The sequence below is a fragment of the Flavobacterium quisquiliarum genome, assembly GCF_019308285.1.
GTDB lineage: Bacteria > Bacteroidota > Bacteroidia > Flavobacteriales > Flavobacteriaceae > Flavobacterium > Flavobacterium quisquiliarum.
The window spans coordinates 172680-195936 of record NZ_WWEM01000035.1; the positions used below are offsets into that span (position 1 = coordinate 172680).

Genomic DNA, 23257 nt, shown 5'->3' on the forward strand with positions numbered 1-23257 from the left:
GTTGCAAAGATATAACAGAATTTCGTTTCTGCAAGCGTTTTTATAAAAAAAATGAAATTATTTTTATAAATATTATCCAAAGTTTTGTTTTTCAACCAAATATGTAGTCAATATTTTTTCAAAATTATCGCCCACATTTACCGGAACGTACTTAATTTGGTTCTTCGCACAGGTTAAAGCCAAGTTTTTAAAATAAGCTTCTACCCTTTTTTCGTATTCCTGTTTTACATTATCAGCAAAAATAGAAACCTCTTCGCCTGATTCTAAGTCAATGAATTTTCTTGGTGCGTTGTCAAAACCAAATTTCAATTCTGTTTCATTATCCACTACATGAAATAAAACTACTTTATGTTTGTTGTGTTTAAGATGCTGTAAAGCGTTGAAAAGCTTTTCATCGTCTTCCGTCTGAAACATATCGGTAAACAAAATAATCATCGAACGACGGTGCATTTTCTCTGCTATTTGATGTAAATACGTAATCGTATCAGTCGTTTTTTTGACTTTTGGCTGAACCAATAATTCTTCCAATTTATTCAAAAGCATTCTATGATGACGATCGCTTCCTTTCTCTGGTGCGTAATATTCGTATTTATCCGAGAAGACACTTAAACCCACGGCATCGCGCTGTTTCTTTAAAATATTCATTAAAACCGCCGAAGCCAAAACCGCAAAACCAATCTTCTTTTCATAAAATGGTTGATTCGATTTCAGTTCCGGATAATGCATTGACGACGAATTATCGACAATTAAATGACAGCGTAAATTGGTTTCTTCCTCAAAACGTTTTGTGTACAAACGATCGGTTTTAGCAAACAATTTCCAATCGATATGTTTGGTGCTTTCGCCTGCATTATAGACTTTATGCTCCGCAAATTCAGCCGAAAATCCATGAAACGGACTCTTGTGCATTCCCGATATAAAACCTTCCACAACCTGGTTCGCCAGCATTTCGAGATGCTGAAAACTGGAGACTTTCTCTATTTCCGATTCAATTTTCATTCGGTTTCCTTTTTAATATTTTGTGCTTTATAAAGCAAATCTGTCGCCTGAAACAATTTACGCTTCAAGATCGGACTAAAATTAGGGTTTTCTTTTAAGAATCGCTGTACTTCATCAAAAGCAAATTTCGATGAATATTTCCCAACCGTATTATCCAACCAGTCTTTCGGAAAAAAAATATCTCCTGTTCGCTGAATTTCATCAACCAAATCTAATGAAAATCTAATATATTTCTGCGCACTTTCCTGACGAAGCGGATGATGAATATTCGCCAATCCAACAGAAACCCAGGATTCTTTTTCACGGTTTGCATCGTCTTTTAACGATTCCATAAAAGCATTTCGAACCGATTCGTCTTTGGATAATGAAGGTAATAAAAACTCAAAACGCTTTTGTTTATCCGGATTGGTGAAAGATGTTCTGGTTTTCTCCAAAATCTCATCGGCTTTTGGATGTTTGAAAATAGCCAGATTCATGGCCATATTGGTATAATCGTCTTCATTTAATTTCAAATTCGGAATCGAGATTTCTCTATTCCAAACCTTATATAAACTGGCTTTCGCCGAATTTGAATACGCAATCGAACTAAATAATCCGAATAATGTCTTTTTGATATTAGCAGATAAATTAGCCTGCAAACGTTCATTCAAAATACCTTCAAGCTGTTTCTGAACTTTATTCTGTTGTTTTTCGGTAAAAAATCTCCAATAAATTGTATTCAGACTATTTGAGGCAATTCTCAAAACCAATTCGTTTTGTTCTGTTTCAATCGCCTTTAAAAAACAGTCAAAAGCCTGATTTGGAGAAACATTCCCAATCAATGTATTTTCATAAAGATTGCTGTAACTCGAAGCTCTTGCAACCTCATCTTTCAGCGTAGCAATATAATTTAAATTATTCCCGTCAAGCGGAAAAACTCCGTATCCAAAACCGTTATAATTGTACAAAACGGCAAGCGGTTTTTCAAGTCCGACAGCTTCTTTTACAAGGGTATTTTTGTCATTAATATTGACCGATAAAATCTTTACCTCTTTAGCATAAACTAAACCAATCTGAAAAACCTGAGGCCAGACATTCTCTGATTTATCCTCGGCTTGTTGTTGAATTTCAAAACTCTTAATTCGGTTTTTAGAATCGTATTCGACTTTATCTGTAAAAATGGCTCTTCCGGATTTGTTTACCCAAACCTCGCTCCATTTTTTCATATCAAGCGGAGTTTCGGCATCGAGAAGTTCTACTAGATTATTCCAATCGGCGTTGTCGTTGGCGTATTTCTGAATGTATTTTTGAATTCCTTTCTGAAAAGCTTCCTTTCCCATCGAAGCTTCTAGCTGACGCATCATAATGGGTGCTTTGTTGTAAATAATCGCACCATAAAGCGAACCTGCATTTTTTAAATTCGCCAAATGCTGTTTGATAGGATGTGTTCCCAAAGATCGGTCTTCCGCGTAAGCGCTCGGATAATGCGCCGTGAAAAACTGCAGATTATGATTGACTTTTGGAAAAATTGGATTCATAATTTTATCCGCCATGAAGTTGGCAAAAACCTCTTTCATCCAAACATCGTCAAACCATTTCATAGTTACCAAATCTCCAAACCACATATGCGAAGTTTCGTGCGCGATCAATTTTGCACGATTTAGTTTTTCGCTGTCGGTTGCACTGTTATCCAAAAACAAAGTTGATTCTCTGTACTGAATTGCGCCGACATGCTCCATTCCGCCATATTGGAAAACCGGAATTGAAGCAAAATCTAATTTCTGAAACGGAAATTTACGATCAGTATATTTTTCTAAAAAGTCTAACGATTGCTGATGTAAATTAAAAATAGTATCAGCGCTTACACGAAATTTCTCCGGGCTGTTTTCACGATATAGCATCGTCATTTCTAAACCTGGTTTTTGGGTCGCGCTTTTAAATTTTCCGGCTACGAAAGAAAATAAATAAGTACTCATTTTGTCTGATTCTCCAAAGGTATAAGCTTTAAAATCTCCTTTTTCGAGTTTCTCTACCACATCGGCTCCAGCCAAAACCGACCAGTCTTTTGGCACAGAAAGTCTTAATTTATAAGTTGCTTTTAAATCGGGCTGATCGAAACACGGAAACAATGTACTTGCGCGATCCGGAACTAACAAAGTATACAAGAAATCATCATTTCTGTTTAAGGACAAATTCCCGGCGATAAATGAAATGGAAATTGTGTTTTTTCCTGAAACCAATGCTGAAACCGGAATTACGATATGACCGTTTTCATGAACAATCGAAAGCTTTTTCCCGTTGGCTTCAACCGTTTTTATGTTAGTAGTTTTTTCTTTAAAATCAAAAAGTAAGGGCTGACTTAAATCAGATAAATTCAGATTTACGAATAACTGAGAATTTATATTCTCCACTTTTTGATTCGGAATTTCGAAAAACAAAGTGTACTGAAGATCTGAAATCTGTTTTTTACGAAAGTGCGCCAACTGCTCTGAAACACCATTTTCAAATAATTCATTTTCTTTTGACTGCGAAAAAGCATTGGAAATCAAGACAACAAAACAAACAAGGCTGTAGAAAATTTTCATTTTTAAGGAATATAAGATTTGCTAAAAGTAGCAAAAGCATTGATTTTTCGCAAACAATTACTGCAACAACATTGCATTTAAAAATAAGATTTCTATATTTGCAACACTATTGCATTAATTCTGATTTTAAATGAGTCGGAAATAATCTTAACGAATGAAAAAGAAACTTAAAATTATTAATCTCTTAATGCCTTTAATTGTATTGTTTGCAATACTTTTTCCGGCTGTCCATTCGTACGAGCATATTTTAGATACTCATTCGTCAAAAGAAAAATTAGAATTTTCTGTTTCCGAAAAACCGCAATTTAAGGCCAAACTGCATTCGTTTCATAAATGTTCGATTTGTGATTTTAAGTTCAGCGCGGTTGGTACGTTTGAATTTAGTGTTTTTCAGTTTTTCAAAAATAATCCTGTTGTAAAACACCTTACTTTTTACAACAAACCGCATTTTGCATTTTTTAAGGGCTCCTTATTTTCCCTTCGAGCCCCGCCTTTTACATTTTAGTATTTTTTGTGTTCAGTTTTGCTTTGGCGATTCGGCTATTTAATTGTTTAATGATTTTAAAATCTTAAAACATTAAAAAGCTACTCCATTCGTTTTAAGCAATTAAACAATTATTGATATTGATATTGTCATTATTATTGATCTCTGCTTTTTCTGCACAAAAGAACTCCCCTTTTTATCGATTAACACATTCAAACTAAATCCTAATTCAGGTCTAGTTACGGCTTTGCTGTTTTAAGCATTTGTTTGTTCTCGCAAAGTCGCGAAGACGCAAAGTTTAGAACCATTTTCTTTGCGCCTTCGCGACTTTGCGAGAGCTAATCAAAGAAAACCTTAAAGAAAAAATCTTAACCTAATGTCTTTAGCGTAAAAGCTTAAAGGCATTAAAAAACTCTTTCGTAACCCAAATACTCCTTATAAAATGATCAAAATCAAATCAGAAAAAATGAAAACAACAAAACTCATTCTGGCTTCGCTTTTTGCTTCCATTGCTTTTACAAGCTGTAGCAACGACGATTCAGAAAAAGAACAAGCCATTCCAGCTATTGACAAAATTGAACTGGGTCTAGGCAACAACGAAACAGCAACTATTGGTCAGGATTTCCATTTTAATGCTGAAATCATAGCTTCAGATAAAATCGAAAATGTTCAGGTTAAAATTGTACAAAAAAGTACCGAAACGTATTCAAAACCCTGGTCGCATGAAATTACCTGGACACAATATGCAGGAGCAAAAAATGCAATAGTGCATAAACATTTTGATATTCCTGAAGATGCTGTAGAGGGAAAATACGATTTCATCATTATCATAAACGATCAAAACGGAACGAAACTGGAAATCAAGAAAAACCTAACGATTTATAAGTTAGAAAATATTCCCGTAAATCCAGTGGCTTCGATATTTACGCTTTTTATAAACGATTCTTTTATGTACAGAAAAGGCAAGTTTTCTGATGAGACTGTTAAATATAAAAACAATGATATTTTCAGTTCACAGGTAACGCTTGAAGGCGTAAAAGGCGACGGAATTATGTATTTGCTTTTGATTAATAAAAACACCAAACACAATCCGGAAAGTGTGGATCAGATTGATTTTAGCAAAGTGATTGTATACGATGTTTTTGAACATAAAAATATGACGGAAGCTGGTCAGTTTTCCAACATTCCGTGGGACGGGACAAAGTTTTTGAGAGAAACACCAAAACTTACAATCGGCGCATCTAAAGACAATAATTTACCTGTCCCGCAGGATTTGGTAGCCAATAAATCCTGGGCTTCCGGCAATTACACTTTCTTGGTTTTGTATAAAAATACGACTTACAACATCAATTTTTCGCAATCTCTTGAACTTCCATTTGCACTTTAATTCCAATCAAAAAATATGAAAAAAATAAAGTTTCTCTTTGGTGTTTTGGCTCTTGCTTTTATTTCATCCTGCTCCAGCGATAATACAGAAATCGATACGGAATATCCTGTAATTGATATTACCGGATCGAATGCTTTTCCTATTCAATGCAGTACAATTGAACGCGGTCAAACTATCACATTTAAAGCCACTTTTAATGACAATGTTTCTTTGGGTTCTTACAGCCTTGACATTCATCACAATTTCGATCATCACACGCACAGTACAGAAGTGACGAACTGTGAAATGGAAGCGGTAAAAAAGCCTGTAAAACCAATGCTTTTCATCAACAATTACACAATTCCAAATGGTGTAAAAAGCTACGAAGCAACGACACAAATTACCATTCCTGCAGATGTTGATCCCGGAGATTACCATTTTATGATTCGCCTGACGGACAAAGAAGGCTGGCAAACGCTGAAAGGTTTAAGTATTAAAATTTTATAAGATCAGATTAATGAAGAATGCCCTATCCATGTATTGGAAATATTGTTTTTTACTTATCAGTTTATTGGTTTCAGCGGAAGCTTTTTCTCAAAATCAGCCTTCTGAAAAAAAACAGGAAATCAAGGAACTTGAAGAAGTTTTAATCAGTAATAATGCTGTCCACAAAAGCAAAAAAGAAGAATCGCTGAATGTCGAAACTGTAAACAATAGTTTTATTCAGCGTAATCTTGGCGGAAGCCTGATGCAGTCTTTACAGCGATTACCGGGCGTTAAAACTATTTCGATTGGTTCTGGAGGTTCTAAACCGCTTATTCGTGGTTTGAGTTTCAATCAGGTTATTGTGGTGGAGAACGGTTTGAAACACGAAGGCCAGCAATGGGGTGCGGATCACGGACTGGAAATCGATCAATATGCAGTTAATCGGGTAGAAATTATAAAAGGCCCTTCTTCATTTATCTATGGATCTGATGCTGTGGGCGGTGCAATTAATATTAAACCGCTTCCTCTTCCGTCTCAAAACACTTTTGGCGGAAGCGTTGATCTTACCGGAAAAAGCAACAATGCACAATTTGGAAGTTCAATCAATTTATTCGGAAGAAACGAAAAATGGTTCTTTGATTCGCGTGTGACCACAATGGATTATGGCGATTATCGTGTTCCGACCGATGTGGTTCATGTCTATAGTTACGCTGTTCCGTTATACAAAAATCATCTGCGAAATACGGCTGGACGTGAACTTGATTTTCATTTGAGTACTGGTTATTTGGGAGAGCATTTTAAATCGGTTTTCTATTTCAGTAACGTGCATACCAAAAGCGGATTTTTTGCGAATGCGCACGGACTCGAACCTAGAAATGTAGATCTGGAATTACACAATAAATCGAGCCGTGATATTTTGATGCCGTATCAACAAGTCAATCATTTGAAAGTTAGCAATACGACTTCTTTTCAGTTGGGAAATCATGCTTTTGAGACACAGATTGGTTTTCAAAATAATTTTAGAAGAGAATATAGCCATTATGTTAATCATGGTTATATGCCTCCAATTTATCCTGAAGATATGTACGCCCCGCAAGATTTGGAACGTCAATATGATAAAGATGTATGGTCGTTTTCTGCTAAAGATGAATTTAGAATTGATAACCATCAAATTACGGTTGGTTCGAATGTGGTTTTCCAGCAAAATGAAATTGGCGGATGGAGTTTTTTAATTCCGTCTTTCACACAATTCAACGCGGGTTTATTTGCTTATGACAAAATGGAACTGAATGAAAAATGGTTTTTAAACGGCGCTGTTCGTTACGATTACGGAAAAATCAACATGAAATCCTATTACGACTGGTTTCAAAGTCCCGTTTCTGAAAACAATCAGATGGAAATGGAATATTTACAGCGTTCTCAGGATTTGACTAAAAATTTCAACAGTTTTACGTGGTCGGTTGGAGCAAATTACAATCCGGGAAAACTTTCGCTTAAAGCCAATTTGGGTTCCAGTTTTAGAATGCCGATTGCCAAAGAACTGGCTTCAAACGGCGTCAATTATCATTATTTCCGATTCGAAAAAGGAAATCCGAATTTGGATGCAGAACGTTCCTATCAACTGGATTTGGGAATGGAATGGAAAGACCAGAACTTCTCTTTTCAGTTTACTCCGTTTGCCAATTATTTTCCGAATTTTATTTATCTGAATCCAACGGCAGCGCATGATATTTATTACGGCGCAGGAAATCAGGTTTTTGAATACGAACAAAGTAAAGTCTTTCGCTACGGTGCAGAATTGCAGACAAGATATTATTTCCTGAAATCTCTGAGCGCAGAAATCGGTGCCGAATATCTTTATTCAGAACAAAAATCAGGAAGCAAAAAAGGATATACGCTTCCATTTTCGCCACCGCCTTCGGTTTTGTTTGGATTGAATTACGAACCTCAAATCTCCTTTTTAAAAGAACCTTATTTTTCTGTTGATTATCGTTTTACGGCACAGCAAAACCATATCGTTCCACCGGAGAAAAAAACGGCTGAAAGTCATGTTTTTAATCTGGCCTTTGGCTCAAAAGTAAAAACAGGAAAACAGGATATCAGCATCAATATTCAGATCCAGAATTTATTTAATACAAGATATTTAAATCACACCAGCTTTTACCGACTTATCGAACTTCCTGAAGCGGGAAGAAACATTATTGTTTCTATGAAGATTCCGTTTTTGGTTTCTCGATAAATCCGGCAATTCAAAACTCAAATATTTACAAATTTTTAATCCTTTATTACAATGAAAAACAATTTTTACAAAGCACTTTTTTTATTCACACTGTCGCTTTTTGCGGTTTCGTGTAGCAATGACGATGATAATCATGATGATCACGATCACGACCATGATTCGGCAGAACATACTTATGTTAGAATTTTACTTTCTGACGAAAAAACTACAGAGTTAACGCTTTTTGATCCCTCAGAAGATAAAATCAGTTCTTTTACGGCTAAATTTCCAAAATCCTCTTTGTACACTACAGAATCGGGACGTTTTGCGGGAATCATTCACAGAGATAATAATTTAATCGAAACTTTCGACAGCGGACTTGAAATGCACGGCGACCATATTGACGTAGATGATGTTCCGAAATTTGGTTTCTTAACTGGAAGTGCTCAAAAACCAACACATTTTAAAAGTAAAATTGGCGAAGTTCTGACATTCAACGACGGAGACGGAACGCTTTCTGTTGGAAAAGAATCTGAGATCAATAAATCTGGTGCGGTTTTCAAAACTGTAAATGCTGGTTTATTGGCACATCACGGTGCAATGGCGACTTTTACAAACGGAACTTATGCTATTACTGAAAAAGATAATTCGGTTACAGGAACACTTCCTGAAAAAGTAAAAATCATTGACAACACCGGAAAAACACTTTTTGATGCTAAAATTCAAACAAAAGGAATTCACGGAAATGCTTCAGATGGCGTTTATGCTGTTTTTGGTTCTTCAAGCGGCATTTTGGTAGTGGAAAGCAACGGAAACCAGAAGTTAATCGATCATCCGGCAGATTTTGGAACAGCTTGGTTCGGAAGTATTTTGGAAACGGCTTCTGCTGGAAAATTCATTGGTTATACTGCCGCAAAAGGTGCTTATTTAATCGATGTTGTTGCTGGCACAATAAAACCAATTATTGCCAACACGACTATTATGCAGTGTAAAGTAAGTTATGATCTTAAAAAACTGGCTGTTCTTTTACATTCAGGAGATCTTAAAGTTTTCAACATCAGCAGTCAGCAAGTAGAAAAAGAAATTAAAGCCACTACCGCAACGGCAACAGATGCAACATTAAAACCTCAAATGGCTGTTACAGACAAATTTGCTTACATCACTTCGCCAACAACCGGAGAATTATTGCAGGTAAATCTTTCTTCATCTGAAATTAAAAAGACAAAGGTTTCTAGCACGCCTTATATGATTACGGTTATTGGGTATGAAAACAGCGAAAGCCATAGTCATTAATTAATTTTTGGGAAAAAGAGGTTGTCCCAAAAGGCAGCTTCTTTGCAATTAGTCAACAAGTAGTTTTCTAACCGCAAAGTGCGCTAAGACATTTCAATCTGAAGCGCAAGCAATATCTAAATATTAAGTTCGCGAAGCTTTATCTAGACAAAGCTTTGCGAACTTTTAATCTAAAGATTTACTCCACAAAACTTTGCGTACTTTGCGTAAATCTCAACGTACTTTGCGTTATAATTAATTTGAAAAACTCTTAGCCAACGAAAAAGGCCTGACTCCCGTCAAACCTTTTCCTTTACTAATTCAAAGCTATCCAAAAAAAGAATTATTCTGTTTGTTGAAAATCAAAGCTTAAATCTCCTGCATTATAATTTGAAGAAACATTTGTTGGGAAAGTCTGTGCTGTTCCAGAAATCCATCTGTATTCATCAATCCTAATGTTTCCGGCAGTTATTGGGTACGTAACATTGGTAAGATCTGCTTTGTTCTTTTTGTACCAATCATTGGAGTTCATGGTAATCAGGTATTTTTTATCTTTATCTAAAATCAGTTCGCTGATTTCTTTTTTCACCTCAACATCTGCTGTTGCGACATTTAAAGTCTCAGAACGCAATACTGCTTTTGATGTATAATCCCAGATTGTTACTCGAACGCTGGGATTTGTCGCGGGAAGTTTCAGCGTAATGGCTTTAATCTTCCCTTTTACTGTTGGCGTAAATGCCAAACCGAATTCGTAATCACCAGAATTAATAAAGTTACTTACAGTACTAAAACCTGTCGCTGTATAATAAGCCGCTAACGGATTTTCGGTATCATATGTTGGTGTTTTGTCTTTATCGTCACTGCTGCAGGAAATGGCTAAAGCAGCGGTTAATATAATTGTAAAAATAGTTTTAAAAGCTCTCATGATATTTATTATTGATTTTTATTGGTTTAGTTTGAAATAATTAAGGCTGAATTTTCAAATAAGCGCAAACTTCTTCGTAACTCATTTTAGAATAATCCACTTTAGCCGTTTTTGCAGTTGCTGCCTGAACTCCACCCGGAATCAAAATATAACGCCAGTTTAAAGATGTTGGGAGTCCCACTGTAGTTCCATCTCCAACATGTTTAAATCTGAACAATTTAATTTTCTGAAGGCTTAAAATAGGTGTAACCGTATTTACTGCCCCTCCTGCAGTTGATGTGTACGGAAGCTGATAAGTTCCACTTCCGAAAGACATATAAACAAGTACAGTTCCTTTTGCTAAAATATCTGCTGATAGTTCCGGAGCATTAATAATAGTTGATAATCCTGAAGTTCCGTCTATAGTTTCTGCAACTGCTACAGGAGCTGTCATCCATGAACTATAAATAACATTAGCTGTTCCTGTCGCTCCTGGTGCACCATCTACTCCGTCTACTCCATCTTTTCCGTCATCACTACTGCATGAAATTGTAGAAATGGCTAATAAAAAAATCGTAATAATGGTTTTTGAAAATTTCATAACAAATTGGTTTTAAAAATTTAATTAAATAGTTCTTTTTTAATTCAATAGCTTTATTTTTGCAAAAATCAATCAAGGCATTTTTTTCCCTTTTGATTTAATTACAAAGCAAATTTGCGTCAATAAATTCAAGCTAAAAACAGCCAATAGACGAACAACATTTTAAATAGACGGACAACCTAAATTCAGTTTGAATGATGAAAAAATACTCTTGTATTATTGTTGACGATGACGAAATAGACAGACTTATGGTGGTTTCTTATGCTAAGAAATTTCCAGTTCTGGATATTTTAGGTGTTTTTGAATCGGCTGAAGAGGCAGTTACTTTCTTGGAAAAACAAAAAGTAGATATCTTGTTTCTCGATATTGATATGCCAGGGTTAAACGGAATTGAATTTAGAAAACAAGCCCTTGAAGTTCCTGTCTGCGTATTTATAACCGCACATCCAGAACACGCTGTAGAAAGTTTTCAAATTGAAACGCTTGATTTTATTGTAAAACCGCTTAAACTGGATCGTTTTACCCAAACCATAAATCGTATCGAGGAGTTTATGGAAATCAAACTGAAAGCTTCTTTGTTTGAAGCCAGCATTGGCGGTGATACTATTTATATCAAAGAAGGCCACGAACAAACCAAAGTAAAACTGCACGAAATCTTATATCTGGAAGCCTTAAAAGATTATACTTTGGTAGTTACAGAACGAAAAAGGCATTGCGTACTTTCGAGTATTGGAAATCTTTTAAAAGAAGAGCATTTTCGATCGTTTGTTCGTATTCATAGAAGTTATGCGGTGCAGAAACAATATGTTCAAAAAATAAACTCAAACGAAATTATATTGAATAATGAAGCTATTATTCCTATTGGAAGAAGTTATAAGGAAAACTTAAATCTAATAGCATGAAAAAATTACTGTTCCTGCTTTTAGTATTCTCCCATTTTAATGCTTTTTCGCAGCAGGAACCTAATTTGGCCCGTTATACCAGTGTAGATGAAAAACTTAAAGTCTGGCTGCAATACACAAATAAAATTTTAGAAGCTGAAGATTATTCTAAACTTATAAACGCAGCTGAAAAGGGAATCACGATTTCTAAAAATAACTACTCTTACTTAAGCCGATTTTATCTGCAGAAAGGAATGGGCTTTGAATTTACCAACAACCAATATCAAAAGGCTTTGGTAAATTTTGAACAAGCTTGGAAGTATGCCCGAAAAGCCAAACATCTCAAAAACGAAACTACCGCTTTAATGCGGCTCAATTATGTTTATTATTCCGTTCAAGATACCGTAAAAGGTAAATCTCTCATCAAATACATTAAACAGGTTCTAGATACTACAAAAAATACTTATACAAAATCTGTATTAAATGGAAGCTTAGCAGAATATTATCAAAATAATGCTGAATACGAAACCTTTATTAACTATCAATTAAGAGCGATTTCATACAAGAAATTACTCCAGAAAAGTTTAGCCAATGAGGAAAACATTGGTATATCATATCTCCAGATTGGAAGTGCTTATACCAAAATGAAACAGTTTAAAAAGGCAATTGAGTATTTTAACGAAGTGAAGCCTTATGTAAAGAAATCTCCTTACGTAGAAGCTTATTTATGCAATTATTATCTCCAGAGCTATGTCGTTTTAAAAGAAAAAGACAGTATTCGTAAATATTATAATCTCATTTATACCTATCCAACGGCAAAAGACTCCCTTTTCATCAATTTAAGTTTTGCCAACAGAAGCATGTCTGAACATTTTGCAGAGCAAGGCAATATAAATAAAGCTTATGATTTTGCCCGAAAATCGGTTTCCTATGCAGAAAAGTCAAATGATCCTGATATTATAATGGAAGCCAATACCAATTTCGGAAAGGTTTTAAACGAAAAGGGCGAACATAAAAAAGCAATCGAAGTATTGAAAAAAGCCTCTACAAAGGCTTTAAAATACGACAAAGAGTCTTTTGTTATGATTAATAAAAAACTGTCTCAAAGTTATGCTGCTTTGGGACAATGGAAAGAAGCGTATTATTATAATGAAATTTACAGCAAAAATAATGATGAAATGATGGAGCAGTCGGCTAAAAAAAATATTGCAAATGCCGAAGCTCGTTTTCAAAACAAAACCAAACAACAAAAAATAAAGAATCTCTCTACCGAAAATGCTATTAAAAACATTCAGATAGAAGAAGCCAAACAACAGCGTATTTTCTTAATTTCTGGAATCGCCTTGGTTTGCATTATCGGATTACTGTTATTCAAACAAAATCAGAATAGAAAAAAAACGAATTTAAAACTTCAGGCATTAAATCAAGAATTGGACGAAGCCAATAAAATTAAAGCTCGATTCTTTAGTATTTTGAATCACGATTTAAGAAGTCCTATTTCGAATCTGATCCATTTCCTGCATCTTCAAAAAGAAAATCCTGAACTGATTGATGAAGAAACAGCTCTAAGAATGCAGCACAAAATTACTACTGGAGCCGAAAATTTGTTATCATCGATGGAAGATATTCTGCTTTGGAGCAAAGGACAAATGGATAACTTTAAACCTCAGTTTAGAAAAATTGCCATTTCTACTTTGTTTGAAGAAACCGAAAAACATTTTTCAAGTATAGAAAATATCGAAATCTTATTCGAAAATCCTGAAAACATCTCTCTAAAAACAGATGAAAACTATCTAAAAACCATTATCCGAAACCTTACGGGAAATGCCATAAAAGCTTTGGACAAAACTCCAAATGCCAAAATCATCTGGAAAGCCTGGCAGGAAAACGGAAAAAACTATCTTTCTATTACCGATAATGGTCCAGGCGGCACACAGGAAAAATTCAAAGCTTTATACGATGAATCGCAAGTTATTGGAATCAAATCCGGTTTAGGTCTGCATTTAATTCGGGATTTGACATCGGCTATTAATTGTAAGATAGAAGTCTGCTCCAAACCAAATGCCGGCGCTACTTTTACTATTATTTTTAATGCATAAATTTTTAAACACATAGAAACATAGTATTTCTTTGTGCGTAAAAGGCGTTTCACTTAATTTGAATACACATAGCTTTATACATAAAATCTAGCCAAACTAATTCTATGTTTTTTAAAACAAATGAAATGCCTTTACCAAGTCTCTAAAAACTATGTTTCTATGTGTTTAAAAAACTTTACCCCAATAAAAAAGGCTTGACTTTCGTCAAACCTCTTTTATATAAACTGTAACCTTAAAAGATTACAATAAAGCGTCTAAGCTATCTGCGTAGGCTTGTTTCGGAGCAACTCCTACTTGTTTTCCTACTACTTCACCATTTTGAAACACCAAAACAGTTGGTATGTTACGCACACCATATTTTGCAGCAAATTCTTGGTTAGCATCTACATCTACTTTACCAACAACTACTTTACCAGCATATTCCTCACTTAATTGGTCAATGATTGGACCAACCATTCTACAAGGACCACACCATGCTGCCCAAAAATCTACCATTACTGGTTTATCTGATTTTAAAACTACTTCATCAAAAGTAGCATCTGTTATTGCTAATGCCATAATATATTTAGATTAAAATTAGGTCTGAAATTATTAACTTTCAAACTACAGTACAAATTTAGAAATTAAAAATAAATCAAACACCATTACTAAATTAGTTTTCATTATAAATGTATTGTCATTAATTATCAACTTCCCTAATGTCAATTTACAATTTATTTTACTGAAAATCAACCAAATAAAATGTTAATCTTTTTTGTAGTATCTTTAATACTCCAAAGATGTTATTCAAATGCAGCAAATTTTACTTCAAATAAAATCCTTTCTTCAATCTGAGCCTTTTAAAAAATACGCCAAGCGTTTTGGCTTTTTTATTCTCGGACTCATCGCCATTCTTCTGCTTGCCTGCGGTGCTTTGTCTATATATTTCAATCAAAACAAAATAGAGATTATAGCCAAAGTCAATCATAAAATCAATGAGAATATCAACGGTCAGTTTCATATTACCGACTTCCATTATAAATTTCTAACTGGTTTCCCGAATTTTACTTTAGCTTTAAGCGATGTAGAACTCAAAGACAATCAATGGAATCTACACAAACATACTTTATTGAAAGCCAAAGAAATTGAAGCCCGTTTAAATATTTGGAGCTTGTTAAGTCATGAAATCAATATTCATAAAATCCTAATTAATGATGCTGTAATTAATATCTACAAAGCCGAAAACGGATATTCTAACACCAATATTTTTAAAGCTAAGAAAAAGAAAACAACTTCAAAAGGCGAGAAACCCGAAACTACAATTGATGAAGTAAACCTCAACAATGTTCATGTAATTATAGACAATCATCTCGGACATAAATTATTTGATTTTGATGTAGCCAGTTTAAAATCGAAAGTGGATTATGATGACGAAAACTGGCAGACCAATTTGTTTTTAAAAACCAAGATTAATAGTCTGGCTTTTAATACCGTTCACGGAAGTTTTGCCAAAGAAAAATGGCTTGAAGGAAATTTTGATATTTCGTATGCAGAAAAACATCAAAAAATTGACATCAAGACGCAACAACTTAAAATTGGTGATGACCGATTTGATATTGTTGCCTTTTTTAATATCGGAAAAAACAATTCGCTGTTCGGCATCAATATCGGGACTGATATTTTATGGCGAAGTGCTTCAAATTTGCTTTCTGCCAATATCAGTTCAAAACTGAATCAGTTTGATTTGAAAAAACCGATAAAAGTCAACTGCGATATTAAAGGGGATTTGAATGTTGAAGGAGATCCGAAAATTGTGGTTCAGGCCGATATCCGAAACAACGAACTGACCATTCCAGATGGTTTGTTTACCAATTGTAGTTTTAAAGGCATTTTTACTAATAATTTTAAACCTGAAAACGGATTTAATGATCCGAATTCGGCTATAATTTTAAAAAATTTTAAGGCCGAATACCAAACCATTCCGCTTACCATTGCACAGGCAGTTATTAATAATCTCGAAAAACCCATTGCCACCGGAATCGTAAATGCTGATTTTGACATTTCGAAACTAAACGGAATGACGAACGAAAAAATCCTGCATTTTGAAAGTGGTCATGCCAAAGCCAACTTAAATTTTCAGTTTGATATTGTTGATTTATACATCAACAAACCACGTTTTACAGGCGATGTCGATATTAACAATGCTACTTTCGATTATCTGCCAAAAAACATTCATGCCGAAAAAACGGCTGTACAATTATCGTTTACAGAACAAGCACTTTACATCAAGAAAATCGCTTATAAACACAAAAACAATATTATCCGCATTGACGGAAAAATCGATAACTTCCTGAATCTGTATTACGACGCACCCGAAAAAATGGTCGTAAACTGGAACATTTATTGTCCCAATATTGATGTGAAACAATTTTTGGGCGTTTTAAAAACTTCTCCAGCACAAAAAACAGTTCAGAAAAAAACTGTAAAAAAACAAAATATCAATTTTACCAATCAGTTAAAATCGGTTATAGATAAATGTACTGCAATCATTAACCTCAAAGCCGATAAAATCACATACGGTTCGCTTACCGCAACCAATACGCAAGCAACTTTACAAATGCTGGATTCTAAATTACTGCTCAAAAATGGAACTTTGCAGACTTCTGGTGGCAATATTACATTTAACGGGGCAGTTCAGCCAAGCGGTAATCAATACATTTTTAGTTCGAATGCTCAGGTAAATCAGGTAGACATTGCCAGTTTCCTGAGATCTTTCCATAATTTCGGAATCCAATCTTTCAGTCCAAAAAATATTCGAGGCCGATTAACTTCCAACGCTAATGTTACCGGTTTAATGAGCAGTAAAGGCGATTTGATTGTGAATTCAATGAGAGGGAAACTAGATTTTAATGTCAATCAAGGCGCTTTACTCAACTTTGAACCCATTATGAAAATCGGTAAATTTGCTTTTCCGCTTCGTGATGTCGAGAATATTACGTTCAGCGATTTATCGGGTTCGCTGAATCTTCGTGGCGAGCAAATCGATGTAAACAAACTCACCATTAGTTCCAGCGTCCTAAACTTCGACATCGACGGAATTTATTCTTTCGGGCGAGGCACAAATCTGGCGCTTACCATTCCGCTTCGAAATTCTAAAAACGATGTCAATCTCGCCACTAAAGCAGAACGAAAAGCCGTTCGCGAGCGTGGGATTGTTTTGCATTTGATTGCTTATGATAATGAGGGAAAAATTAAGGTTAAGTTTGGGAAGAAGGATAAAGAATAGAGTCAAAATTACCATTTATCAAATCCCGTTTGTGGAAAACATTATTCCTAATTTTAGATTATTATTCCTAAATTGCACCTTCAATTTTAGCTAAAAATGACGGGAGAAGAAAAGATCAATATTGATGAATTTGATAGTAAAAAATTTAAAAATCGCTTTGTCGAAGAAGAAGATAACCGAAAAGCTGTTTTAACACATTATCTACATAATTATCGCAATGGGATCAAAGATCATTTTGAAAAAGAAGCTACAGAATACTTAAAACAAATTGTTGAATATAAAAATGAAGAAGAAAATATAAATATCCTTTCTGATTCTGCATTACAACAATTACTTTTTGAAGTGGAAGATGTTCCATTTCCTACTCCTGAAAATTACACTTTTAAATTTATAGATCTATTTGCAGGAATTGGAGGTTTTAGAATCGCACTTCAAAATGTTGGAGGAAAATGTGTTTATACAAGCGAATGGAATGTTGATTCACAGAAAACATATCGCTCTAATTTTGGAGAAGTGCCATTTGGTGATATTACTAAAGAAACTACAAAAAATTATATTCCTGATGATTTCCAAGTTTTATGTGCTGGATTTCCTTGCCAGGCCTTTTCAATAGCTGGATATCGAAAAGGATTTCATGACACTAGAGGAACTTTGTTTTTTGATTTGGAAAAAATTATCGAAACCAAAAGACCTAAAGTAGTTTTTCTAGAAAACGTAAAAAATTTAGTTTCTCATGATAAAGGAAATACTTTTAAAGTAATCTTAGAGATATTAGAAGAAAAACTTGGTTATAAAGCATATACAAAAGTGCTAAACTCTTCGACTCATGCAAATGTTCCACAAAATAGAGAAAGAATTTTTATTGTAGCATTTGACAAAAAGCAAGTACCAAATCATGGAGATTTCAAATTCCCTGAACCAGTACCTTTGACAAAAACTATTCACGATATTTTAGAAAAAGGAAAACAAGCTGATAATTTATATTATAAAAAAGAGCATCAATATTATTCTGAACTTGAAAAAACAATAACTTCAAAGGACACAATATATCAATGGAGAAGAGTTTATGTTAGGGAAAACAAAAATCAAGTTTGTCCAACTCTAACAGCAAATATGGGAACAGGAGGCCATAATGTGCCTTTAATTCTAGATGATTATGGTATAAGAAAATTAACTCCTAAAGAATGTTTTGCTTTTCAAGGTTATCCAGTGGATAAGTATATTTTACCAAGTATTGCAAACAGCAAATTATACATGCAGGCAGGAAATTCTGTTACGACTCCATTAATTGAAAGAATAAGTCAAGAAATTTTAAATGTTTTATCTCCATGAGCGTATGGGAACAATTTTCTGTTGAACAAAGAGATGAGTACATAAAATTTTTACAAGTTTATGGAGCATTATCCAATTTATTTCGTCAAAAACAAGGAGACTTAATACCATATCTTGATTCTAAATTTCAAGAAACCGTTTTTACAAAAATTTTCAACAGTCAAAATGTTGATATAGGCAATACACCACATGATGTCCTTTCTGTTTTTGGCAATGACCGAATAGGAATCGGGCTAAAAACTTGGATGGGAAGTAAACCTTCTTTTCAGAAGGTTATGCAGCTCAAGCGTTATCAAAATGATATTAATGCGTATCGTAATGATTTGCATTCATTAGCTTATAAAATTTCTGAGATTAAAAATCAAAGAATGCAAAGTGATTATGAACGCTTAGGATTATCAGAAGACAAAAACATTTATCATTACATAACTCGTGACCAAGGCATTTTTACAGTAAATGAATGTGCATATCCATTAATTGATGTAAATAAACTTAAAGATTTTAGCGCAACAACTTCCGCTCTAACTTGGTCTGATGGAAACAAGGATTATAGATACACATTTGCTGATTCTCAAATATGGCAAAAATTTGACTCTGGCAAATACAATACCCTAACTCTCAATAAATTTGATGTAAAAATTATCGAAGATCCTTTTTCATTTTTACTGAAAGCATACTTCGATCTTATTGAAACAACAAAAGTTTCAGAACCAGATGTAATTGAAGCTTACTTACCATTATATTCTTATCAATCTAAAGAAGTAGAAGAAAAATCTGGGTTAAATGCTTGGAATGCTGCGCCTAAAAGCAAAGGAAGTAATACTCCAAGGCCTTTAAATGAAATTTATGTCCCAATTCCTAGAGAATTTCACAAAAAGCATCCTGATTTTTTTACACCCAATATCTTTGAATTTGAAAAAATTAAGGAAGATTATAAAGGTCCTTCCAATGAAAAACCTGAAGTTCGTTTTGTATTAAAACTCCCAAATGGAAAAACAATTCCTGCTTTAGTTACTCAAGACAATATGAAAGGCTTACAATCAGGAAGTAATACTTTAAAAGATGAAAATGGCAAAAGATATGGGCAATCTGCATTAGGACAATGGTTGCTTGTAGATGTTTTAGGCCTAAAAGAACGAGAACCCGTAACTCGTAAGTGGCTAGAAAAGAAAGGAACAGATTCTGTTCGTTTATGGCGTAAAAAGAACGATTATGATGTAATTAATATAGATTTTGCTCCTATTGGATCTTTTGAATTGTTTATGAAAGACGAACCTATTTCAATTGATGAAGATAATTTTATAGTTTAGAAATAACTTTATTTAAATCAAGAGTTTTAATCATCATTTTCAATTATTATAAATTCAAATAGTTTATAGAGAATCCCAATCTCAAAACAAATTTAACTTTAGTATTAATTCTATATATTTACTGAAGACAAATTTATTCAACAATGCCACCTAAAAACCTCTGGACACGAGAAGAATTAATCGTTGCCTTTAACTTGTATCTTACAATTGAATTTGGAAAAATACATTCTGGAAATCCCGAAGTAAAACGACTAGCTCAAATTATCGACAGAACACCAGCCGCAGTAGGAATGAGACTAGCAAATTTTGCAAGTATAGATCCATTTCATCAACAGCGAGGAATTGGTGGTTTAAAAAATGGAATGAATCAAGTTCAGCCAATTTGGGATGAATTCTTCAATAATAAAGAAGAATTACTTTTTCAAAGCGAAGAAATCTTAGCTAAAAAAGAAAATACATCAATTGAAAACAAATACAAAGACATTCTTATTGATTTAAAAGATATAAAAGGAGACACTAAAATTCGTGAAGTAAAAACCAGAGTGAATCAATGTGTTTTTAGAAAAATAGTTCTAGCAAATTATGCTAATAAATGTGCTATCACTGGTATCGATATTCCAGAATTATTACATGCGAGCCATATTATACCTTGGTCTAAAAATGAAGAACACCGTTTAGATCCAGAAAATGGAATTTGCTTTTCTATGCTTTACGATAAGGCTTTTGATAAAGGATTAATTGGAATTAATACAGATTACAAAATATTATTTTCTGAAGCATTAAAAAAGAAAAGCAAGAGTGATTACTTTCATAAACATTTTGCTTCAATTGAAAATCAAGAGATACTTAAAGCGCAAAAATATCTACCAAAAAAAGAGTTTTTAGAGCATCACTTGGATACAATCTTTAATAAATAAAAAGCCACTTCACAGTGGCTTTTCTCATTTTCTATTCAACCTCCAAATAAGGATCCAAAATCTCGGCCAATTTATTCAGCCAATAAAAACTATCTTCAAGGCTTATGCTTTCTTGCTGCAGGAATTCTTTTTCGTGCATTGCATTAAGCGCAAGAACATAATTTACTTGCCGAATGCTTTTCGCCATACTTTTGGAATCAATTGAATTGTTGAAGAATTCAGTTAACCTCAATTCGGTTTCTTTGGAAAGGGTGTTTGTACTCATAATCTGAAAATTTAGGAAATATAAAACCCACATGGGTTAGCTGTCCTACGCCTTTCAGAGCGTTGCGGTTGTTTCCAATACCGCCAACATACCACGCGGGCAAATCTTTTTTTGTTTTCATAGTCTGAAAGTTTTAGGACTCCAAACATACAAAAACAAAATATAAAAAGTAAGTTTTTTCTTTATTTTAACTTAAAAATCCTAAGTAAAAATCGAAATTACAAAATTGAAAAACAATTGCTTTAAAATTTCATAATATTTCCTTAACTCGCTTGTCTTTTACCTTTAAATTGGATAAGTTTGAGTATGAATCATTAAATATTATGCATTATGAAAGTACAAATCAACACCGACAAAAACATTGAAGGAAGTGCAAGGTTAGAAAGCTATTTTGCTGCGGAAACAGAAAAAAGCTTAGGACGTTTTCAAGATAAAATTACTCGCGTAGAGATTCATTTTGGAGACGAAAATGGAGAAAAATTCAGCTTGCATGACAAAAAATGCGTAATCGAGGTACGTCCTGTAAAATTACAGCCAATCACTGTTACAGATCATGCCGAAACCCTTGAAAAAGCATTTAGCGGTGCTTTGGCAAAGGCAAAAAAGTCGTTGACTACAACTTTCGAAAAAATAAAAGAACATTAATATAATAAATAAGTTGCAAAGTGACAAAGTGACAAAGATTCTAAGTTTTCTTGGAACCTTTGTCACTTTGTTGCTTTATTTCTATGCCACTTTCATCTAAGATTTTGGCAGAGGTGCTCCTACCGCAATATCACATCTATGTCCTGGTTTTCCATGTGGCGGATTCATTCCCTCTGCTACTGTATTTTCTGTACCTTCTGTACTCAACAAAGCAGGAACAGGATTTGCAGCCGGCGGAGGTGTAACTGTAAAATTCTGTGAAACCGATCCGCTTTGAGCTGCACTTGAAGTCGCAGTTGTTTTTGGCGCAGGCGAATTTAATGGTGCTCCTACTGGAATATCACATCTATGTCCTGGTTGTCCGTGAGGCGGATTCATGCCTTTTGGTGTTTTAACTTGTGTTGTAGTAACTACCTGTTGCTGCGTTGGATTTACTTGAACCGTTTGACCTTGCTGTGTTTGTACTTGTTGTGTAGGCGCAGAATTTAGTGGCGCTCCCACTGCAATATCACAACGATGTCCTGGCTGTCCGTGAGCTGGATTGATCCCTTTTGTTTCTCCCATAACAGAATTTGGGTTTGTCATTGGAGCTTGTACAGCTGGCGTCGTCGCCTTTGTAGTGTCTTTTGCAAGTCCTAATCGCACCAATTCAGAAGTCGATGTGCTTTGCTGTGGCTCTAATTCTTTTTTGCAGGAAACAAATAATAAAGCGGTTATAGCGAGTGAAGTTATAAGTAGTTTTTGATTCATGGGGAAAGTATTTTTATTGAAAATCAAATATAATAGTTTTTGAGCGATTAAATTACATGAGGAATGTTAATGATAATTAAAGACAAGATTTTAAAATTGTTTTGATTTCGAAATCCAGATAGATCATCAGCAATTTATTTCATCCTGATAAACAACACGTTTACGATCGCAAATACTAGATAAAAACTTCCATTTTCTTATATTCCTTATATGGTTTAAAAAAATTTATACCTTTAAACTCAAATAGTATATCTCATGAAAAAAACACTTTTACTTCTTTTATTCGTTGCTTCTTTTGCAAACGCACAAACAGACAAAAACAAAATCAATCAAACTTTAGATGCTTGGCATAAAGCGGCCGGCGAAGTAAAATTTGATGCTTATTTCAATACTTTAGCAGACGATGCCATCTACATTGGAACTGATGCAACAGAAAACTGGACGAAAAAAGAATTTGCAATCTGGGCAAAACCTTATTTTGACAAAGGAACAACTTGGAACTTTAAAGCTTTAGAACGTCATATCTTTTTTGACAAAACTGGAAAAATTGCTTGGTTTGATGAATTGTTAGATACACAAATGAAAATCTGCCGTGGTTCTGGGGTTTTGGTAAAAGTAGGTAATGAATGGAAAATCCAGCATTATGTTTTATCAATGACGATTCCAAATGATGAGGTTGATGCCGTAACCAAAATCAAAGCACCAATCGAAGATACTTTGATAACAAAGCTTCAAAAGAAATAAAACATTTCACCTGTTTCTTTTTATAAACATAACTTTTCGAGCACCTTACAAGCCGAATTAAGAAATTAATTTTAATTAATTCGGCAAAAACGGTGCTTTTTTGTAACTTTAAAATAAGATACTGTCAAAAAAATGATGTGTATTTTAAAAAATCG

The 23257-nt window shown here is 34.1% G+C and carries 19 protein-coding genes; 12 read left to right on the top strand and 7 right to left on the bottom strand.

Features of this window, described 5'->3' with window-relative positions; all coding sequences use genetic code 11:
- Window positions 1-72 precede the first annotated feature (72 nt).
- The gene (locus GSY47_RS18110; protein WP_179003948.1) at window positions 73-999 is read right to left on the bottom strand and encodes a DUF58 domain-containing protein; all 927 of its coding nucleotides are present in this window, start codon (window positions 997-999) and stop codon (window positions 73-75) included.
- The gene (locus GSY47_RS18115) at window positions 996-3563 is read right to left on the bottom strand and encodes a M1 family aminopeptidase (protein ID WP_179003947.1); all 2568 of its coding nucleotides are present in this window, start codon (window positions 3561-3563) and stop codon (window positions 996-998) included. The genes GSY47_RS18110 and GSY47_RS18115 overlap by 4 nt, the downstream gene beginning before the upstream one ends.
- Window positions 3564-4513: 950 nt before the next feature.
- Here GSY47_RS18115 and GSY47_RS18120 point away from each other — a divergent pair.
- From GSY47_RS18120 to GSY47_RS18135, 4 genes are read left to right on the top strand one after another with little or no spacing between them, the layout of a single operon-like run.
- Window positions 4514-5434, top strand: a complete 921-nt coding sequence (locus GSY47_RS18120) for a DUF4625 domain-containing protein (protein WP_179003945.1) — start codon at window positions 4514-4516, stop codon at window positions 5432-5434.
- A gap of 15 nt (window positions 5435-5449) precedes the next feature.
- A complete protein-coding gene (locus tag GSY47_RS18125) occupies window positions 5450-5920 on the top strand; it encodes a DUF4625 domain-containing protein (RefSeq protein WP_179003944.1) in 471 nt (156 codons plus the stop codon).
- 10 nt (window positions 5921-5930) lie between these two features.
- Window positions 5931-8138: a TonB-dependent receptor gene (locus GSY47_RS18130; protein ID WP_246611351.1), complete on the top strand. Its 2208-nt coding sequence runs from the start codon at window positions 5931-5933 to the stop codon at window positions 8136-8138.
- A gap of 51 nt (window positions 8139-8189) precedes the next feature.
- Window positions 8190-9410, top strand: coding sequence for a hypothetical protein (locus GSY47_RS18135; protein WP_179003943.1), 1221 nt, complete (start codon window positions 8190-8192; stop codon window positions 9408-9410).
- A gap of 322 nt (window positions 9411-9732) precedes the next feature.
- Here the strand turns inward: GSY47_RS18135 and GSY47_RS18140 are convergent, their stop codons facing one another.
- Together GSY47_RS18140 and GSY47_RS18145 are read right to left on the bottom strand one after the other, a co-directional pair.
- Window positions 9733-10314, bottom strand: a complete 582-nt coding sequence (locus GSY47_RS18140; RefSeq protein ID WP_179003942.1) for a DUF4082 domain-containing protein — start codon at window positions 10312-10314, stop codon at window positions 9733-9735.
- A gap of 40 nt (window positions 10315-10354) precedes the next feature.
- A complete protein-coding gene (locus tag GSY47_RS18145) occupies window positions 10355-10894 on the bottom strand; it encodes a hypothetical protein (protein WP_219071498.1) in 540 nt (179 codons plus the stop codon).
- Between the two features lie 194 nt (window positions 10895-11088).
- Between GSY47_RS18145 and GSY47_RS18150 the strand changes: the two genes are divergently transcribed.
- Complete coding sequence (locus GSY47_RS18150; protein WP_179003940.1) at window positions 11089-11796, top strand: LytR/AlgR family response regulator transcription factor; 708 nt, start codon at window positions 11089-11091, stop codon at window positions 11794-11796.
- Window positions 11793-13874, top strand: coding sequence for an ATP-binding protein (locus GSY47_RS18155; protein ID WP_179003939.1), 2082 nt, complete (start codon window positions 11793-11795; stop codon window positions 13872-13874). The genes GSY47_RS18150 and GSY47_RS18155 overlap by 4 nt, the downstream gene beginning before the upstream one ends.
- 240 nt (window positions 13875-14114) lie before the next feature.
- Here the strand turns inward: GSY47_RS18155 and trxA are convergent, their stop codons facing one another.
- Complete coding sequence (gene trxA / locus GSY47_RS18160; RefSeq protein ID WP_008466289.1) at window positions 14115-14432, bottom strand: thioredoxin; 318 nt, start codon at window positions 14430-14432, stop codon at window positions 14115-14117.
- A gap of 232 nt (window positions 14433-14664) precedes the next feature.
- On the opposite strand from trxA, the gene GSY47_RS18165 reads away from it, so the two are divergent.
- The 4 genes from GSY47_RS18165 to GSY47_RS18180 all read left to right on the top strand — a co-directional run bounded on the left by GSY47_RS18165 (window position 14665) and on the right by GSY47_RS18180 (window position 20698).
- Window positions 14665-17139, top strand: a complete 2475-nt coding sequence (locus GSY47_RS18165; protein ID WP_179003938.1) for an AsmA family protein — start codon at window positions 14665-14667, stop codon at window positions 17137-17139.
- A gap of 96 nt (window positions 17140-17235) precedes the next feature.
- Complete coding sequence (gene dcm / locus GSY47_RS18170) at window positions 17236-18471, top strand: DNA cytosine methyltransferase (RefSeq protein WP_179003937.1); 1236 nt, start codon at window positions 17236-17238, stop codon at window positions 18469-18471.
- The gene (locus GSY47_RS18175; RefSeq protein ID WP_179003936.1) at window positions 18468-19781 is read left to right on the top strand and encodes a phospholipase D-like domain-containing protein; all 1314 of its coding nucleotides are present in this window, start codon (window positions 18468-18470) and stop codon (window positions 19779-19781) included. Before dcm ends, GSY47_RS18175 begins: the two co-directional genes overlap by 4 nt.
- 143 nt (window positions 19782-19924) lie before the next feature.
- Entirely contained in the window at window positions 19925-20698 is a 774-nt protein-coding gene (locus GSY47_RS18180; RefSeq protein ID WP_179003935.1) for an HNH endonuclease, read from the top strand.
- Between the two features lie 31 nt (window positions 20699-20729).
- On the opposite strand, the gene GSY47_RS18185 is transcribed toward GSY47_RS18180, so the two are convergent.
- Window positions 20730-20963 carry a hypothetical protein gene (locus GSY47_RS18185; protein ID WP_179003934.1) on the bottom strand — a complete coding sequence of 78 codons (234 nt, stop codon included), beginning with the start codon at window positions 20961-20963 and terminating at the stop codon, window positions 20730-20732.
- A gap of 330 nt (window positions 20964-21293) precedes the next feature.
- On the opposite strand from GSY47_RS18185, the gene GSY47_RS18190 reads away from it, so the two are divergent.
- Complete coding sequence (locus GSY47_RS18190; protein WP_179003933.1) at window positions 21294-21608, top strand: HPF/RaiA family ribosome-associated protein; 315 nt, start codon at window positions 21294-21296, stop codon at window positions 21606-21608.
- 96 nt (window positions 21609-21704) lie between these two features.
- On the opposite strand, the gene GSY47_RS18195 is transcribed toward GSY47_RS18190, so the two are convergent.
- Window positions 21705-22358, bottom strand: coding sequence for a hypothetical protein (locus GSY47_RS18195; RefSeq protein WP_179003932.1), 654 nt, complete (start codon window positions 22356-22358; stop codon window positions 21705-21707).
- Between the two features lie 255 nt (window positions 22359-22613).
- On the opposite strand from GSY47_RS18195, the gene GSY47_RS18200 reads away from it, so the two are divergent.
- Window positions 22614-23102 (top strand): nuclear transport factor 2 family protein, encoded by a 489-nt coding sequence (locus GSY47_RS18200; RefSeq protein WP_179003931.1) that lies wholly within the window; start codon window positions 22614-22616, stop codon window positions 23100-23102.
- Window positions 23103-23257 lie beyond the last annotated feature (155 nt).

Excerpts from the sequence above, each read along its gene's own strand:
- GSY47_RS18120 (WP_179003945.1), top strand. The coding sequence starts at position 4,514 with ATGAAAACAACAAAACTCATTCTGGCTTCGCTTTTTGCTTCCATTGCT.
- GSY47_RS18130 (WP_246611351.1), top strand. The coding sequence starts at position 5,931 with ATGAAGAATGCCCTATCCATGTATTGGAAATATTGTTTTTTACTTATC.
- GSY47_RS18180 (WP_179003935.1), top strand. The coding sequence starts at position 19,925 with ATGCCACCTAAAAACCTCTGGACACGAGAAGAATTAATCGTTGCCTTT.
- GSY47_RS18145 (WP_219071498.1), bottom strand. The coding sequence starts at position 10,894 with ATGAAATTTTCAAAAACCATTATTACGATTTTTTTATTAGCCATTTCT.
- GSY47_RS18175 (WP_179003936.1), top strand. The coding sequence starts at position 18,468 with ATGAGCGTATGGGAACAATTTTCTGTTGAACAAAGAGATGAGTACATA.
- GSY47_RS18150 (WP_179003940.1), top strand. The coding sequence starts at position 11,089 with ATGATGAAAAAATACTCTTGTATTATTGTTGACGATGACGAAATAGAC.
- GSY47_RS18115 (WP_179003947.1), bottom strand. The coding sequence starts at position 3,563 with ATGAAAATTTTCTACAGCCTTGTTTGTTTTGTTGTCTTGATTTCCAAT.
- GSY47_RS18195 (WP_179003932.1), bottom strand. The coding sequence starts at position 22,358 with ATGAATCAAAAACTACTTATAACTTCACTCGCTATAACCGCTTTATTA.
- GSY47_RS18125 (WP_179003944.1), top strand. The coding sequence starts at position 5,450 with ATGAAAAAAATAAAGTTTCTCTTTGGTGTTTTGGCTCTTGCTTTTATT.
- GSY47_RS18110 (WP_179003948.1), bottom strand. The coding sequence starts at position 999 with ATGAAAATTGAATCGGAAATAGAGAAAGTCTCCAGTTTTCAGCATCTC.
- trxA (WP_008466289.1), bottom strand. The coding sequence starts at position 14,432 with ATGGCATTAGCAATAACAGATGCTACTTTTGATGAAGTAGTTTTAAAA.
- GSY47_RS18135 (WP_179003943.1), top strand. The coding sequence starts at position 8,190 with ATGAAAAACAATTTTTACAAAGCACTTTTTTTATTCACACTGTCGCTT.
- GSY47_RS18190 (WP_179003933.1), top strand. The coding sequence starts at position 21,294 with ATGAAAGTACAAATCAACACCGACAAAAACATTGAAGGAAGTGCAAGG.
- dcm (WP_179003937.1), top strand. The coding sequence starts at position 17,236 with ATGACGGGAGAAGAAAAGATCAATATTGATGAATTTGATAGTAAAAAA.
- GSY47_RS18200 (WP_179003931.1), top strand. The coding sequence starts at position 22,614 with ATGAAAAAAACACTTTTACTTCTTTTATTCGTTGCTTCTTTTGCAAAC.
- GSY47_RS18140 (WP_179003942.1), bottom strand. The coding sequence starts at position 10,314 with ATGAGAGCTTTTAAAACTATTTTTACAATTATATTAACCGCTGCTTTA.
- GSY47_RS18165 (WP_179003938.1), top strand. The coding sequence starts at position 14,665 with ATGCAGCAAATTTTACTTCAAATAAAATCCTTTCTTCAATCTGAGCCT.
- GSY47_RS18155 (WP_179003939.1), top strand. The coding sequence starts at position 11,793 with ATGAAAAAATTACTGTTCCTGCTTTTAGTATTCTCCCATTTTAATGCT.
- GSY47_RS18185 (WP_179003934.1), bottom strand. The coding sequence starts at position 20,963 with ATGAGTACAAACACCCTTTCCAAAGAAACCGAATTGAGGTTAACTGAA.